The sequence below is a fragment of the Kitasatospora sp. NPDC001175 genome, assembly GCF_053598215.1.
Window position 1 is genome coordinate 14,002 of record NZ_JBSFJU010000040.1, and the last position, 15,016, is coordinate 29,017.

The 15,016-nt window shown below is 71.7% G+C and carries 16 protein-coding genes and 1 pseudogene; 10 read left to right on the forward strand and 7 right to left on the reverse strand.

The annotated features are described in order from the left end of the window. Positions 1-6: 6 nt before the first annotated feature. Both ACWDAK_RS25570 and ACWDAK_RS25575 read right to left on the reverse strand, forming a co-directional pair. Positions 7-2,781 carry a DUF6603 domain-containing protein gene (locus ACWDAK_RS25570; RefSeq protein WP_427394790.1) on the reverse strand — a complete coding sequence of 925 codons (2,775 nt, stop codon included), beginning with the start codon at positions 2,779-2,781 and terminating at the stop codon, positions 7-9. A 1,168-nt stretch (positions 2,782-3,949) separates the two neighbouring features. Next, positions 3,950-5,494, reverse strand: coding sequence for a replication-relaxation family protein (locus ACWDAK_RS25575; protein WP_427394789.1), 1,545 nt, complete (start codon positions 5,492-5,494; stop codon positions 3,950-3,952). A 524-nt stretch (positions 5,495-6,018) separates the two neighbouring features. Here ACWDAK_RS25575 and ACWDAK_RS25580 point away from each other — a divergent pair. After that, positions 6,019-6,468: a hypothetical protein gene (locus ACWDAK_RS25580; RefSeq protein ID WP_427394788.1), complete on the forward strand. Its 450-nt coding sequence runs from the start codon at positions 6,019-6,021 to the stop codon at positions 6,466-6,468. A 52-nt stretch (positions 6,469-6,520) separates the two neighbouring features. On the opposite strand, the gene ACWDAK_RS25585 is transcribed toward ACWDAK_RS25580, so the two are convergent. After that, entirely contained in the window at positions 6,521-7,759 is a 1,239-nt protein-coding gene (locus tag ACWDAK_RS25585; RefSeq protein ID WP_427394787.1) for a hypothetical protein, read from the reverse strand. 313 nt (positions 7,760-8,072) lie between these two features. Between ACWDAK_RS25585 and ACWDAK_RS25590 the strand changes: the two genes are divergently transcribed. The 3 genes from ACWDAK_RS25590 to ACWDAK_RS25600 are packed head-to-tail and all read left to right on the forward strand — an operon-like array spanning position 8,073 to position 9,356. Then, positions 8,073-8,582, forward strand: coding sequence for a hypothetical protein (locus ACWDAK_RS25590; protein WP_427394786.1), 510 nt, complete (start codon positions 8,073-8,075; stop codon positions 8,580-8,582). Beyond that, complete coding sequence (locus tag ACWDAK_RS25595; RefSeq protein WP_427394785.1) at positions 8,579-9,064, forward strand: hypothetical protein; 486 nt, start codon at positions 8,579-8,581, stop codon at positions 9,062-9,064. Before ACWDAK_RS25590 ends, ACWDAK_RS25595 begins: the two co-directional genes overlap by 4 nt. 34 nt (positions 9,065-9,098) lie before the next feature. Further along, on the forward strand, positions 9,099-9,356 hold the full coding sequence (locus tag ACWDAK_RS25600; RefSeq protein WP_427394784.1) for a hypothetical protein: 258 nt from the start codon (positions 9,099-9,101) through the stop codon (positions 9,354-9,356). Between the two features lie 62 nt (positions 9,357-9,418). On the opposite strand, the gene ACWDAK_RS25605 is transcribed toward ACWDAK_RS25600, so the two are convergent. Then, positions 9,419-10,150, reverse strand: coding sequence for a phosphotransferase family protein (locus ACWDAK_RS25605; RefSeq protein ID WP_427394783.1), 732 nt, complete (start codon positions 10,148-10,150; stop codon positions 9,419-9,421). A gap of 219 nt (positions 10,151-10,369) precedes the next feature. Here ACWDAK_RS25605 and ACWDAK_RS25610 point away from each other — a divergent pair, with 219 nt between their 5' ends. The 3 genes and pseudogenes from ACWDAK_RS25610 to ACWDAK_RS25620 form a co-directional block, all read left to right on the forward strand. After that, the gene (locus tag ACWDAK_RS25610; RefSeq protein ID WP_427394782.1) at positions 10,370-10,687 is read left to right on the forward strand and encodes a tetratricopeptide repeat protein; all 318 of its coding nucleotides are present in this window, start codon (positions 10,370-10,372) and stop codon (positions 10,685-10,687) included. Positions 10,688-10,859: 172 nt separating this feature from the next. Beyond that, complete coding sequence (locus ACWDAK_RS25615; protein ID WP_427394781.1) at positions 10,860-11,225, forward strand: hypothetical protein; 366 nt, start codon at positions 10,860-10,862, stop codon at positions 11,223-11,225. Positions 11,226-11,932: 707 nt separating this feature from the next. After that, positions 11,933-12,034, forward strand: a pseudogene (locus ACWDAK_RS25620) (ribosome hibernation-promoting factor, HPF/YfiA family); the annotation flags it as partial. Positions 12,035-12,145: 111 nt separating this feature from the next. Here the strand turns inward: ACWDAK_RS25620 and ACWDAK_RS25625 are convergent. Then, positions 12,146-12,271 (reverse strand): hypothetical protein, encoded by a 126-nt coding sequence (locus tag ACWDAK_RS25625; RefSeq protein WP_427394780.1) that lies wholly within the window; start codon positions 12,269-12,271, stop codon positions 12,146-12,148. A gap of 359 nt (positions 12,272-12,630) precedes the next feature. On the opposite strand from ACWDAK_RS25625, the gene ACWDAK_RS25630 reads away from it, so the two are divergent. The 3 genes from ACWDAK_RS25630 to ACWDAK_RS25640 are packed head-to-tail and all read left to right on the forward strand — an operon-like array spanning position 12,631 to position 13,736. Next, positions 12,631-12,909, forward strand: coding sequence for a hypothetical protein (locus tag ACWDAK_RS25630; RefSeq protein WP_427394779.1), 279 nt, complete (start codon positions 12,631-12,633; stop codon positions 12,907-12,909). A gap of 48 nt (positions 12,910-12,957) precedes the next feature. Continuing rightward, the gene (locus ACWDAK_RS25635; RefSeq protein WP_427394778.1) at positions 12,958-13,521 is read left to right on the forward strand and encodes a hypothetical protein; all 564 of its coding nucleotides are present in this window, start codon (positions 12,958-12,960) and stop codon (positions 13,519-13,521) included. Beyond that, positions 13,518-13,736, forward strand: coding sequence for a hypothetical protein (locus ACWDAK_RS25640; protein WP_427394777.1), 219 nt, complete (start codon positions 13,518-13,520; stop codon positions 13,734-13,736). The genes ACWDAK_RS25635 and ACWDAK_RS25640 overlap by 4 nt, the downstream gene beginning before the upstream one ends. A 46-nt stretch (positions 13,737-13,782) precedes the next feature. On the opposite strand, the gene ACWDAK_RS25645 is transcribed toward ACWDAK_RS25640, so the two are convergent. Both ACWDAK_RS25645 and ACWDAK_RS25650 read right to left on the reverse strand, forming a co-directional pair. Continuing rightward, the gene (locus ACWDAK_RS25645; RefSeq protein ID WP_427394776.1) at positions 13,783-14,583 is read right to left on the reverse strand and encodes a DUF6042 family protein; all 801 of its coding nucleotides are present in this window, start codon (positions 14,581-14,583) and stop codon (positions 13,783-13,785) included. 91 nt (positions 14,584-14,674) lie between these two features. Further along, positions 14,675-14,962 carry a hypothetical protein gene (locus tag ACWDAK_RS25650; RefSeq protein ID WP_427394775.1) on the reverse strand — a complete coding sequence of 96 codons (288 nt, stop codon included), beginning with the start codon at positions 14,960-14,962 and terminating at the stop codon, positions 14,675-14,677. Positions 14,963-15,016 lie beyond the last annotated feature (54 nt).

Genomic DNA, 15,016 nt, shown 5'->3' on the forward strand with positions numbered 1-15,016 from the left:
GTCGGGTCAGCCCGCGACGAGCATCGGCTCGGCGGTGAAGGCGGTGCCGGCGGCGGTCGCGTAGCCGCTCAGGTCGGTGTCGAGCGCCCCGAGGTTCGCGCCGAGGCCGGTGAGTGCCTGGGCCAGGGCGGTGCGGCTGCCCCGGGTGGTGTCGGTGTCGATGCCGTCCCGGATCGCGGCGATCACGCCGCCGGGACGGGTCGGGACCGGGCCCGTGGCCGGCTCCCCGGAGAGCGGCTGGTTGCCGTCGGGGTTGATCGGGTCGAAGGAGATGGCCTGCTCGTCGAGGAACCCGGTGGAGGTGCCGTGGTCGACCGGCGGCGAGGTCAGCCGGATTCCGAGGATCCGGTTGGCGATGATCCCGTCGTTCGGCGCGTCCGGCTGCTGGCCCCACAGGCCGTTGGGCACGTTGCCGCGCTGGACGGAGCGGCCCCACGGCGTCATGGTCGCGGCCTGGCCGTTGTAGGTGAGCCAGATACGCAGTTCGCTGCCCTTGCCCCGCAGGTGCATGGGCAGGATGTCCACCGCGGTGCCGGAAGCGGCCTCGACGGTGTCGCCGCCCTGGTTCAGGTAGACCTTGCTGACGGGGGCCTGGGTGTCGGCGGTGAACGTGAAGCCGCCGTTGCTGACCAGCCACGGCTTGACCGCGCCGCGGGTGGGCGGGGCGCCCTCTCCGGTGTATCCGGCGATCGCCGTGGTGCGGACCATGTTCTCCGGCGGCGGCAGCATGCCCTGGAAGCCGCCCCAGTCCAGCGCGGGGATCTTGTTGCGGCGCTTGGCGCCGAAGCCGATGGTGAAGGAGATGAACCACAGGTGGACGGTTGCCTCGCCGCCGACCGCGGGGCCCCAGACCCGGACGCTGACGCCGACCTCGACCGAGATCCTGATCTTGACGAACCAGACCTTGATGGTCGCCGAGACGCCGACCCGAACCCCCATGCCGACGTCGAAGTAGAAGGGGTTCCACTCCAGCAGCGCGTCGATGCGGGCGGTGAGCCAGGCGCGCAGCATCCCGGACTGGAAGACGACGTCCAGGGAGCCGCCGGCCATCAGGGACTTGGGGGTGAACGCGGCGTAGGCGTTGCCGGTGATGTTGACGGTGGATCCGACGCCCCAGGTGATGCCGGCGGGCTGCTGGCGGGGGTAGCGGGCGGGCAGCTGCCGGCCTGCGGGGATCGCGCCGAGCATGAACGCGAAGTCGCCGGCCTGCGGGTGGTTGCCGAACCAGAACTTCATGCCGACGCCGCCGCGCAGCTTGCAGTTCGGGTCGATGAGGAACGTCTTCTCGGTGAACGCCGCGCCGATGCTCAGCTCCCCGGCCGTCGGACGCAACGTGGCTTCGATTCCGATCTCCACCCGGGCGATCTTCTTGTCGCTCTTGGTGGGCAGCTGCATCCCGGCTGCGCCGAGCAGGCTGATCGTCAGGTCCGAGCCGGTCTGGACAAGTGCCATGGCGCGGCCGCTGAACGTCTCGAAGCAGTCGAAGGCCAGTCCCGCGGCGAACCAGAGGTCGCCCTGCTGCGGGCGCACCCACGGGTTGGGGCCGCTGATCAGCTCGCCCAGGACCTTGAGCGGGTCGACCTCTTCGTCGTCGGCGCCGATCTCACCCGGGTTGTCGAGTGCGATCAGGAACGGGAAGTCGCCCAGCGCGTCCGCCGCCGGGACCCGCACGCGGCTGTTCCAGCCGAACCCGGCGGAGATGCCGCGTACCTGGAACAGCGGCGGCCCGAAACCGGTCCGGCTGCCGAGGGAGCCGTAGGCGAACAGCGACGGATCCGCGCCGGAGCCGTCGGGGACGACATAGGCGCCCATCGCCGAGCCGTTGAACGCACCAGTGTCGACCAGCAGCATCCCGCCGACCACCGTCTTGTACGGCGGGGATGCCGGCAGCGCGGTCAGCGCGCCGGCGATGTGCAGCGGCGGGCTGTAGTAGTCGACGCTCAACCCGTTCTCCCCGCCCGGTGTGCCGATCGGCGACCAGCCGCGCACCGCCGGGGACTCCAGGACCCGCACGCCCTTGCGGCGGCGCGGTCCCGGGCGGGGGGTGAGGATGCCGTGCTCGGTGACCAGCGCCTGCGGGACACGGTCCGCCTCGCGTTCGGCCGTGGTGCGCACACGCGCCGCCGGCAGTGGCCGCCCCAAGCCGTCCAGACGCCCCGGGACGGTCTCGGTCGGCGGCGCGGGCGTGCGGGCGGTCAGTCGCAGGGCACGTCCGTCCACCACCACCCACGAGCCGGCGGGCAGGGCCGCGCCGCCCGCGCGCACCCCGAGGCCGGTGAGCTCCTCAGCCGTCAGGTCGTGCCCGCAGTGGACCAGCTGCCAGCCGTCGGCCTGCGCCGTGAACACCCGCGCTCCGTGAGAGAGGGCCGCGCGCCCCCGCGGTCCGGTCGCGGTCAGGCTGCTCCCCGACCCGTCCCGCACCAGCAGGAGCCGGTCGACATCGGGACCGGGCAGGCGAGGAAGGTCGATGCCCAGGGTGCGGGCGAGGTGGTCCGCGCGCGTGCCGGGCGCCGGCAGCTCGGCGTCCAGGGCAACGCCCGTGACGGTGCTGCCGTCATGGCTGAACGTCACCACCACCGGCACCGGACCGCCCGCGAGCGGCGTCACAGCGGTACCGGACACGTGCAGGGCACCAGGGTCGCCATTGCCTGCCGCCAACCCCGCCACCCCATCGGGGAACAGGGGCCGGAAAGCCTCACCGAAGCCCAGCACCTCCCCGGGCAGGCGCTCGTCCGGGCCGGAATCGAGCAGCTTGCGCAACTCGTCCACGTGGATCGTCACAGCCGTCCTCATTTCCCTACCGCGCGTGGGCATGCCGAGGCCTCCCGGGACAACAACGCGCCCGGGCCAGTGATCATTCAGTCACGGATCGTATCCGGCATGTCATCCATGCACAGCAACCGGCGCGAAGCAGCCGGGCAATCGGCCGGAAACAATCCGTGATCAAACAAGCCCGGCACCACACCCGAAACGGCAGCCACACCCAGCCCCACGAACCGCCCCCCGCGGCCTCACCTCACCGACCCCCGAGACCACCAACCGCCCCGAGCGCCTGGAGAACCATGGCGCAGCCAAGCCGAAACCCGCCCCACGGTGCCTGCCGGACCTCGCCGGACGGATCCGCCGGGCAGTTGCCCCAGCTGCCGGGGACGTGGGCCTGGCAGGGCGCTGCGGTCTTCTTCGTCGTCGTCATGGCGCCACCCCGGCCGAGGCCGGCTGTGGACAGCGACGCTGACGATGGAGCAGCGCGGCCCAGCCGGAGGTCACCGGCTGGGCCACGCGCTCGACACCTGGCCCTTGGTCAGGGCCTTGGCCTTGCGCTGGCGACGCATCCACGCCTCGCCGCGTAGGGCGCAGAGAAGGCCCCAGCCCCAGTACTGGTGTCGGCGAGTGCCCGGTAGGGCTGGGCGGACGACACCTTGCCCGCGTGGATGTCGCGGCGCACGACCGTGGCGCCGGACTCGGACAGCCGGCCCGACGACGGGGGTGGTCACGGCCGGCCCCAGGTCCGGCAGGCCGGCTCGTGCCAGGTGGTCTTCACGACCATCCCGCCCGGGGTGATGTGCTCGCTGGACCAGGTCCGACAGCACCCACCGCCCGGCCGGGCCGGGGCCGGCGGCCTGACGGCGCGAACCGGCGCAGCGGGCGTGGGGACGGCGGGCGCGGCCGGACGGCGGCGACGACGACGACGTCGCCCAGTCGAAGGTGTCGTCATGCCGAAGGCTCTGCCCAGCCCGCCCGGCCGTCCAACCGCGCAGCCACCCGGACGGAGCAGCCCAGAGGCCGGTTAGAACGACTCTAACCGGCCTCTGACCTGCGCAGATCCCCGAAACTCACCGGCCGCCGCCCGCCCGGGCCGGGCAAACTCACCGGGCCCAGGAGCGAAACTCACCGCCCCTGGACACGGAACTCACCGCCAGGTCAGGAGCCTGGACCGGTGAGCGGCGGGTCAGGAGCGGCGCCACCAGGGGCGGCTGTGCTTCGCCTCGGCGGCCGCGGCTTCGGCGGCGGCCTGCTCGCGCTCGGCCTCCTGGCGGGTCTGCTGGTCGGCCACGTCCTGGCGGCAGCCGGCGCACAGCCCGTCGTCGTTCCAGGCCTTCTCCTTCTCGGCCCACCGCTCGTCAGAGAACTTCGCCGAGCAGCGGCGGCAGGCCGGGCGGCGACGCTCGTGCTCCGCTTCCGCCTTCGCCCGGCGGGCCTGCTCGGCGGCGGCGCGCTCGGCTTCGAGCAGCTGGTCGCCGTCCGGGTTGTCGAGCGCGTCGGCGAGGGTGTGCCAGCCGAGGCGGCCGAACCGGCGCCACACCGGAGCGTCGGCACCGAAGCGGCGCAGCAGCGGCAGGGTGGTGGCCACCACCGGCAGGGCCCGGTGGTGGTCGCGGGCGGTGGCGGTGTCGTAGTACGTGGGGTAGACGGGCGCGTGCCAGGTGTCCTCGGAGGCAGCCTCCACCTCCTGGAGGCGGCGCAGCAGCCGGCGGTGGTCCGTCTGCGTCTTGTGCTTCTTCTGCTCGTCGGTGAGGGGCCCCGCTCCGGGCCTGGGGGCGCGCTTGCGGCCGGCCTCGAAGATGAGGGCGACGGGCGGCAGGCCCTCGCGGCCGGTGGCCGGGTAGAGGGTGGGCCACAGGCGCAGGGCGTGGGTGCGCTCTCCCCTGCGGGCGAGTGCCTTCTCGAAGGCGGCCCTGGTGGCGCCCTTGGCGGGGAGCTCGCACCAGGTGCGGTAGGCGGTGAGCTTGTCGACCAGGGTGCCGGTGCTCTCGTTCTCCCGGTCGACCTCCACCAGGAGCAGCGGCACCTTGGCGCCGGCGTCGCGCAGCACCAGGTCGGCGAACAGCGAGCGGCGGCCGGGCAGCGCGTGCTCGACCTCGGTGGAGAACGCGGTCAGGTGCCCGATGCCCGCGCGGGCGAGGAGGCCGGCGACGGCGGCGACGTCCAGGGCGTGCTCGGAGAACACCGCCGCCGATCCCTCCCGCTCCGGGCGCAGCGCCGACAGCTTGGCCCCGGCCGGGAGCAGTACCGCGGCCTCGCGGCGTCCGGCCGCGGTCAGGCACCACAGCTTCCGGCCGTCCGGCAGCCGCAGCTCCTGGCGCACCCTCCCCGCCTCCCGGAGGTCCAGCAGCGCGTCCCGCACCGCCCGGTCGTTCGCCTGCCCCGCGCAGGCGAGCATCCAGATCTCTCGTGCGGTGCAGCGCTGAAACAGAGCCAGTGCCACCAAGACCCCAGCTCGCACCGACGACGTCGAACCCCTCTTCCAGCGCACATCAGCAGCGAGCAGAAGAGGGTTGTCGCCACGCCCCGCACCCCTTGCCCGGGGCCGCTGGCCTGCCGGAACGCGGGCAGCGGCGGGGCGGGGCGTGGAGGTGCGGGCGGAGGTGCCGGTGGGGGTGGCGGCGGGCCGGTTGTCCCGGCCGGGCGAGGCCTCGCCCGGGAGCTCCGGCAGGTGGTGGTCGGCGGCCTGGTCGTCGTCGGGGTCGGGTGCGGCAAGCGCGGTGGCGGTCATCGAGGTGGCCTTCCGTCAGCGGGAGGCCGGGAGCGGCGCGGTGGCCGGCCCCGGCACCCGGGCGCTCGCCCGGGTGCCGCCGACATTGCCCACCGACCCCTTGTCCGCGGTCTGACCACACCCCTTGTCCGACCCCTTGACCAGCACGTTGTCCCGCCCGGTTTGCCCAGGTCAAGGGCCTTGTCCTCCCGGTTTGTCCGTGACCGGAATCACGATCCGTCCCGCGCAGTCGTAACCGGCCGGGGCCAGTGCGGGTTCACCGGGCATGACGTTCCCTCACCCCGCGCCGGTGGGACCCAACGAGCCGGAGACCGCCGCGCTCGTCCACGGTGCGGTCATCATCAGCACCGTGGAAACCGCCTGGCAGGAGATCCGGCGCCGCCACCCGGATGTGCCGCATCTCGCGGTCACCACCGCGGGCGGCGACGGTGCGGACCCGACCCGCTGCGCGACCCTGCGCACCGGCCGCGAGTTCACCCGCGACGGTGCGCTGACCATGGAGCTCCAGTTCTCCCCCCGCCGCGTTGCGTCACGGAGGCCGGGCCAATCTGCAGGCGCTGCTGCACCACGCCGCGCACGGCGTGGCCCGGCGGCGCGGCGTGAAGGAGGTGAGCAGCGGCTATCGCTGGCACAACAAGCACTTCGCGCGCATCGCCCGCGATCTCGGGCTCACCCCGCCCCGGCGCGCGACCCCGGTTGTCGGGATGACCGACTGCCGGCTCAGCGATGCCGAGGCCGCCCGGTGGGATGAGGTGATCGCGCTCCTGGACGCGGCGGCGGGCGTCCAGCTCGAGGCCCTCGTACAGTCCACCGCCACCCCTCGCAGTCCCCGCTCCGGCAGCCGGTTCGCCGTCGTGTGCGCGGAGTGCTCGCCGCCCCGGCGGCTCCAGATCACGCCTTTCACCTTCGACCAGGGACCGCTGCTGTGCGGGGTGTGCCTGACCAAGTTCCGCCCGGCACCGCCCGCCGAGTGAACGTGCCCGAGCCCACCCGTGCGTCAGGCCGCCGTCTGCTGTTCCTCAGCCGTCAGAGGTCTTCCAGGTAGGCCTGGTGAACAGTGCGGGCGGCCTCCTGCGCGGTGGCGCGCAGGGCAGCCTGCTGGGTGACGGCGTCGCCGAGGAAGTAGCCCGCGTACACCGCGACCCAGCCGTCGCCGCCGTCCAGGCCGCGCTCGACCCAGCCGACCTGGTGGCCTTCGCCGAGGACCACCAGGACATCGGGCTGAACCGTCCAACCGGCGAGCGCCCAGTTGTAGCCGAAGACCGCCGGGTCGAGCGGGATGTGGACATCCATGCTGCGGGGCAGGCCGCGCAGCAGCGGGTCGCGCGGCACCGACACCGTCCGGTCCTCCCGGTCTGCGGGCCCGGCTACGGGCTTCTGCTCGGCGGGCTCGGGGGCGGGGGTGGTCTGCTGGGCCAGGCGCCGGTCGACTAGGTCGCGCAGCTGGCCGCCCTCCGCAGCCGGGCCGGCCTGGTCGCGCGGCCCGGCGCCGCCGGGCGGGGCCGGGGTTTCTCCCCGGGGCGCAGCGGGCGCGATTTCGGGGGTGTTGGTGGCGGGCGCCTTTTCTCCCCGGGGGACAACGGCCGCCGCCGGGGCCTGTTCCGCGGTGTGGGCAGCACCTTGTCCCGTGGTCGTTTCGCCCCGGGGGGATTGGTCGGCGGGTCTGCCGTCCGGATCGGGGGCGACGGCTTCGGGGCGGGGAACGGATGCGGCGGCCGTCGCCGTGCCAGCCGCCCCCGGGGCACCGCCGAGGACGGGGCGGGTTTCGCCCCGGGGCGTTTCGGTGGGCTCCGGGGCAGGTTGTCCCGCCGCCGGGGCCTGGGTCGGGTGCTCGGCGAGCAGCCGCTCGGCCAGCTCGCGGTGGCGCTGCATCACCAGGTGGGCGGTGTGGAGAACGTCGCTGACCGCTTGGCGCGCAAGGGCCGGGTCGTTGTCCCGGGCGGCGCGTTCCAGCTGGAGCAGCAGCAGCCGGTCGTGCCGGAGCAGCTCCTCGCCGAGGGCGAGGAGCTCGGCCGCCAGCGGGTCGTCGGCCAGGCCGTCGGGCAGCTCTGTTTCGCCCCGGGGCGTTTCGGTGGCCGCGGCGAGGGCCTTTTCCTGCTTCTCCTTCTCCCTGGCGCGGTCGGCTTTCGACGAGCACTTCTTCGAGCAGTACTTCCTCGGGCGGCCCGTGCCGCTCGGCTCCATCTCTTTGCCGCACACCATGCAGGTCGGCGCGCCGAACAGCATCGGCTCGGACACCGCATTAACCCCCGGGGAGAAACTCATGAGCGGGATGCTAGCCCCGCGACTGCCGCCGTTTCCCCCTGGGGTGAAACGGCCGGGCAGCAGGATGCTGCACCGCGCCGTTGCGCAGCGGCCGGAGTCGTGCGCAGCGAGGTTGTCCCCGTTGCGCAGCAGGTTGTCCCGCGCTGCGCATGCGCAACGGGTGCTGCGCAGCGAGGGCGGGCGCGCTGCGCAGCGCTGCACTTCCGTGTAGCAAGGGTCACCTTGCTACACGCAAGTGCAGCGGCGTCCGGGTGCAGCAAGGGTGCCCCTGCTGCACCCGTGACCGGCCGGGCCCCGCGTCGGTTGCACCGGTATGACGACCTCTGCGCTGTCCGCGCTGCCGCTGCACTCCGACACCCACGAGACCGAGGCCCCCGACGGTGGTGAGGACCAGGCGCAGCACGCGGCCGAGCTGGCGGCGCTGCACCGGGCCGCCGACGCGGGCGAGGCGGCGGCCGCGTGGGTGCGCGAGCTGGCCGGCCGCCAGGGTGAGGAGGAGCACGGCCGGCTGCTGGAGCGGGTGGCCGAGGCGCTCGTCCAGGTGAGCAGCCGCGAGATCATCCCGGGCAGCGACGGCCTGCTGACCGAGGAGCTGCGCTACACCCTGGCGGCGGACGTGGTGCTCGGCGCCTCGCACACCACCGGCGCCCTGCCCGAGCTCCACGCCGGCGAGCGGATGCCGCTGATCGCCGTCTGCGCGATCGCCGCCGCCTTCCCGTCCTGCGTGCTCGGCGACCTGCCCCGCGAGCTCGAGGTGCTGGCCGACGAGCTCGAGACCGCCACCGACGCCGGCCGGGCCGCCGCCGAGCTGCCGACCGGATGAGCAGGACCGCCCGGCGTGGGCTCGCCCCGGGTGCCGGGCGGGTGCTGTCCACCACCGTCCGCCCGCCCCGCACCCCGCTGCCGTGGTCGCCCGCCGCTCTCGACGCCGGGCTGCACACCATCCTGGCCGCCTACGAGGAGACGGCCGCGCCGTGGCGCGACGCCTTCGAGGACCTGGACGAAGACGTGTTCGCGGAGGCCGCCGCCGAGGCGCGGGCCTTCGGCACCGACCCGGCGGCCGCGGTCGACGAGCTGGTGCGCTCCCTGCTGCTCCAGCTGACCGACTGGCAGCAGGCGATCGGCGCGCTCGGCCGCGACCTCACCGCAGCCGCGCAGGGGCGGCCGCTGCCCGGGTGGGCCGCCGATGTCGGCCGCACCGAGGATGTCCGCTGGCGCCAGGCCCGCACCGCGCTGCTCGAGGCCGTCGCCCGCCACCACCACGGCGCTCTCCCGGCCGGAGCGCCGGACGACCGGCCGTGGTGATCACCACCGGTCCGCGCACGGGAGAATGGGCCGGGTGACCTCCAGTACCCAGCCGCGCGGCATAGGCTCCCTGATCCCCACCCGCAGCGCCCCGGCGACGCCCGGCGAACAGGCCGCCGCGCAGCTGCTGCACCTTCGCACCGCGACCGTCCCGGTGCCGGTCCTCGCCGCGGCCGCCGCGCTGATCGCCGGACAGCTGGAGGACCCGGACCCGGCTACCCGCGAGGCCGCTGGCGCGGTCCACGCCCACCTGCTCGCCGCCATCGAGGACGCCGCGCCCGGTGTCCTTTGACGCCGACCTTTGACCGTTTGCCACTGGAGGTTGCACAGGGGGTTGGGCGGTTCCCGTAGTCGTCAGTGCAGGGCTGCCGTGAAGGCCTTGCGGTTGGCTGCCGTGTGAGCGTGCTCCCGCTCGGACCAGCGGATGCGCTCGTTGATCTGGTGATCGTCGGCGACACGGGGGCCCGGACGCGTGAGGTGGTCGCGCCACCATTGGGCGTTGCGGGCCTGGCGGTCGAGCATGGCGTCGGTGAGGCGGGCGCGGGATGGGGCGTCGAGTCCATAGGCGTCCGCAAGGACGCGTACCTGCGCAGCTTGGGCGATGGCAGGCGGCGCCTCGGGCTTGGAGGAAACGCACCAGGTCCACGTCATGTAGCCGACGTCCTCAAGCGGGTCCCCCGGGGCGGCGGTGTCGAAGTCGATGAAGGCGACAGGTACATCGCTGGAGAAGACGGTGTTGTTCGGCCCCGGGTCGTGATGGCAGACCACGGGATGGCGACCGGTGAGGCGGCTGCCACGAGTGGCGTCATGAAGGCCCCGGAGCAAGACCCCAGCAGCGGCGACTTGGGGGTCGGTCCAGCGCTGGAAGCGTGCGGGCACCCAGCCGGGCAGGTAGCTGAGGACATCACGGCCGGCCTCATCGGAACCGAGGTGGCGTGGGGCCCCGGTGAACCCGTGCTGCTGAAGGTGACCGAGCAGTTCCGCGACGAACGGGGACGATGCGGTGACCGGCCGGCGGACGGTATCGCCGACCTTGACGACGCCAGGGGTGATACGCCCGCCAGCCAACGGCACTTCGTTGTCCATGACTCCATGCTGCACGGTCCTGTTCCCCATGGTTTACCCCTTCGTGTCCGACGCCGCCTACGGAGTTCTATGGGTAACTTCCGCTATCAGAACTTGCGGAATGCCCGCAGGTCGGCAGCTGCCAGGAACCTCAGCTCTGGCAACTGTGATGGCATGCTGACGCCCCGTCATGGGAAGATCCATGCGCGTCGGCACCGAGCCGACTGTGAGGAGACAGCCATGTCCGAGAGCACTCCGCAGGCCAAGGGGCCAGCCCCGGTCCAGCTCACGCCCCAGACGACGGAACCGGCGCTGATCCCGGCCGACCAGGTCAAGCCCGAAGATGCGGGCACACTGGCGATCGAGTACCGGGAAGGTAAGCCCGTGATCGTCGTCAGCGGAGGCAAGTACATCCCGGCAGGGCTCACGGTCGTGGACGGGGCCGGAAACGCTGTAGCGGCGTACAACGCGGGGCCTGCGCAGAAGGGCATTTACACCTACGCCTACGACTTCTACAACCAGGGTCGGCTTGATGACGCCGAGGTGTTCTTTCGGTAGGGGAGTGATTCCCCGGGCTCTATGGGTAGTTTCCGCTATCAGAACCTGCGGAATGCCCACAGGTCGGCGGCTACCAGGCACCCCAGGTCTGTCACTGTGATGGTGTACTGACGCCCCGTCATGGGAAGATCCGCATGTGTCGGCACCGAGCCGGCCTGGAGGAGGGACAGCGATGTCTGACGAGCAAGTCATGCCCAATGCCAAGGGCCCGGCCAAGGTCCAGACCCCAACGGGACTGATCCCGCCATCCGAGGTCAAGCCCGAGGACATTTCGCAATCGGACGCGAAGTTCGCGGCGCTGGTGGACGAAGCGAAGCGTGCGCTTCCCGGGCTCACTCCGACATGGACCGACCACAACGTCTCCGACCCCGGAGTCACTCTCATCGAAGCCGCCGCCCAACAGGTTGACCTGCTCTCCTATCGCCTCGCCCAAATTCCAGAAACCGATCGGCAGAAGCTGATTGCGCTCGTGAAGGACGCCCCGGAGGGATCGAAGACGGCGCAAGCGTCGGAAATCCTTGTGAAGCTGCTGGAGTAGTGAGCGCGCTCGCTGACAGATCGGCCTGGCTACCCAGCCGGAGCCGATCTGTTCTGCGATTTTATCGGGTCTTATGGGTAACTTCCGCTATCAGAACCTGCGGAATGCCTGCAGCAGGCCGTGGGCCGGTCGGCACTCTTGTCTGAGCGTGACGGTGTACTGACGCCACGCCATGGGGAAGATCCACGCGTGTCGGCAACGAGCCGGCCAGTGAGGAGCCAGCCATGTCTGAGACCACTCCGCAGGCCAAGGGACCAGCCCCGGTCCAGCTCACGCCCGAAACGACCGAACCCACGCTGATCCCGGCCGACCAGGTCAAGCCCGAGGACGTAGGCACGCTCAGCCTGCGCTACGCGGACGGCACGCCCGAGCTGGTCGTCAGCGGCGGGACGGTAATCCCGGCGGGTCTGCAGGTCGTTGACGGGTCTAACAATGCCGTCGCGGCGTACTCGGCACGCATTAAGTACTTCGAGATTGAACTCTCGAATCTTCTGATTTCTGACGTCACCCCATCCGTACAGGAAGGAGACGTCCTTAGTGAATCTGTCTCCCTTCGCACTCTGTCGATCGAGTACCGCGACGGTCAGCCCGTCATCGTCGTCAGCGGCGGGAAGTACATCCCGGCGGGGCTCAGGGTCGTGGACGGATCGGGCAACGCTATCGCGGCCTACACGGCGGCCTCTGCTGCACCACTCAGCCCCGACGGCGCCGTTAGGCGCCACGCTTACGACTACGGCGTCATTCGCCTCAACGCGGACCCGCTCTTCGAGGCAGAGCCCGGAGGAGCCGGTGGCGCGCTGGGCGTGTAGGCCCGTGCCGAGCGGGGCCGTCCGGCTTTGACGAAGGGCTCCGCCGGTCACTACCAGCGGGGCCCTTTCTGCTGCGTTTCGGCAGGTTGTGATGCCTCCATCAATGTTGTCTCAGCGGCGGACGAGGTCTTGGGCGTGCGCCGAGCCAAGGCCGCTGCTCTCGCGTTGCCATACGTCGGCGGTGCTCTGGTGGTAGCCGAGCAGTCGGCTGACGACAACCGCTGCAGCGAGGTACATCAGCGCGCTCTTGCGGGCGTGGCGGGCGCGGATTCCAATGCAATTCCCCGGGTTTCAGCCATCGGTCGAACTTCAGTGGCAGGTGGTGCAAGGTCCGGCGCCAGCGGACACCCGGCCGGTAGCCGGCCGCCTGTCCCAGCTCTGTCTCAGCCTGCGCACAGAACGCCGCTACCAGGGGAAATGACCTGGGACCGTCCTAGCGAAACAGTCGAAACCGGACACGATGGGACGGGGCTGGGACACACCTGAGACAGCCCCTGTCCCAGCCTCGCGGCCGACACCGCACACAGGAGCGAGGCCGCGAAACTGCCCTCGTCACAAGGGGTGTGCTCCGGCGGCCGGTGCGCCACGATGACGCGATGAACGACACCCAGGCGATGGTCGACTTCCTGCGCGACAAGTACCGCCGCAGCATCCAGACCAGCGAGAGCATCCACAGCGCGATGATCACCGGCCGCATCCCCGCCCTGGACGGCGACCGACGCAAGCACGCCGGCTTCACCCTGCAGTCCGTGCACGAGGCCCAGTCGATGCTGGAGCTGTTCGAGACCACCATCGTGGCCCACCTCGGCACCGCCGGACCCATGGGCGCCATCGCCGAGCAGCAGCTGCGCATCCTCGCCCGCCCGTTCCTGTAGCCCCAGCCGATGCGTTCCCCCCCGGCCGACTGCGGGAATGAGCCGGACATGGACGAGGACCAGGAGCAGGCCAGCCCGGTCGACGCGGCACGCGCCCGGGAACTGACCGAGCAGCTGCGCACCGCGATCGAGGACGTCCGCGCCGCCGTCCTGGTCCTCGCCCGCCGGGTGCGCGCCGCCCACCAGGCCCGGGTGTGGACCGTCCCCGGGTACCCGTCGTGGTCGGCGTACGCGCTCGCCGAGCTCGGAATCGGCCGCTCGACGGCGTACCGGCTGCTCGACCTGGCGGCCGTCGCCGAGGCGATTGAGGACACGGTGCAGCGCGAGCTCGGGGTGTCCCACGCGTGGGACAGCACCGACCTGGTCCTGCCGGTGCGCGCGGTGGTCGACCTGAAGGGCCGTACTGCCGAACTCACCGACCTGATCGCCGAACGCCTCACCGACGCCCACCAGGACACCGGCGGCACCGTGCTTCCGGCCGAGGCGGTCGGTGGGATCGTCGCCGCCGCAGTCGCCGAGGTCCGCGCCCGCCCCGACATCCCGGCTTCGCCGAGCTGGAAATCGGCCCAGCCCCGGACGGCATCACCACCGAGGCCTGGCGCCGCCACGTGAGCGCCGGCCGCGATCTGGTCGCCCAGCAACGCGCCGCCCAACACCGCATCGGCATCCTCGCCCTCGAGACCGTCCCGGCCTACATCGGCGACCGCCAGGCCGAGGACGCCGGTCTCGCCCGCCTCGCGAACGACATCGGCATCACCACCGAAGAGATCCTCGCCTGCCGCCGCTACACCATCGCCGGCGACGTCCGGGCGATGGACGGCTGGTAGCAGCGGCTTCCGGTCGGCGGCTCAGTCCTCGCCAGGGGTACGAATGTCAGTCCTCCGGAAGTGTCACGACGATCTGGCCTTCGTCGTTGACGCCGTGGATGGCGATGCGGCTGCGGTCGAACTTTTCCCAGTCGCAGCGCAGCCGGAAGACCTTGTGCGGAGGGATCGCGGCGACGTCCTCGGTGGCGGTGAAGTCGCCTTCGCCGAGCAGGAGCAGGACCGCCTGGCGGGCGTCATGGGGATCACCGTCGATGACACGGGCCAGGCGCTGCAGGCTGGTGGTGACCTCGTCGATGCGGCGCCCGTCGGGTTCGAACAGGGCGATGATCTCGAACGAGTCCTCGGAGTAGATGAGGCTCATCCGCAGCTCGCGCTGCACCTGCTCCTCCTCGGCGCTCAGTGGCAGAACCTCGCTCGGGAACGGCAGCGGGTTGGCCGGGTGCAGGCGCAGCTGGCCGGAGCTGTCCGGGATCTCGTGCAGCACCTTCGCTGCGACGAGCAGGGTGATGACGTCGTCGATGGTCTCCAGCGGCGGCAAGCCGTAGTGCGCGGCGTACCGGGTGACTTCGGCGATCTGGCCGGGGAGGGCGGCCAGCTCGTCCTCGTCGGGCTCGTCTCCGGTGTCCCAGCAGGAGTGGGTGAGGGTGCCGGCCGGGTTGGCCTTCGTCGCGACGAACGGTCCCAGCTCTTCGCGGGTGAAAGGCGCGCCCTCCATGACGGCACCGATGAGCAGCATCATCGTCGCCATCGGGCGGATCCTGGACCAGCCTCCTCGTGCGGCCCGGCGCAGATGCTCCCCGCGCATCTCGTCGTCCGACCAGTCCATCAGCGAGGCCGTCTCGGCCATGGCTCCCCCAAGATCGTTGGTATGCCGTTTGACCGTAGGCTACGCCGCTGTTGGTGCAGTCCTGGTATCGCGACCGCCCAGGCGCGGGACGTCAGGGCCCCGTGACACCCGGGGCAACAACGGGTTCGTCCGGGCCGAGGTCGGTTGGCTCCACGCGCAGCACGATCGGGGTGCTGCCTCCCTGAATGGTCAGGGTCTTCCCGATGGGCGTGCCGTCGGCCCGGAAGGTGGTGCGGACCGTCTGGGTGACGATGACGTCCCCGGTGTAGCCCAGAGCCTCCAGCTCTGCCTGGGTGGCAAGACGGGAGGTGACCTCCGTCTCCTCCCGGACGGCCTCCCCGTGTTGAGGCTGCTGGTGGTGTGGGCGAACGGTCTCCATGCCCGGATCCTACGGCGTGGTCACACAGCAGCGCCGAAGGTCGCCGAAAGCAGA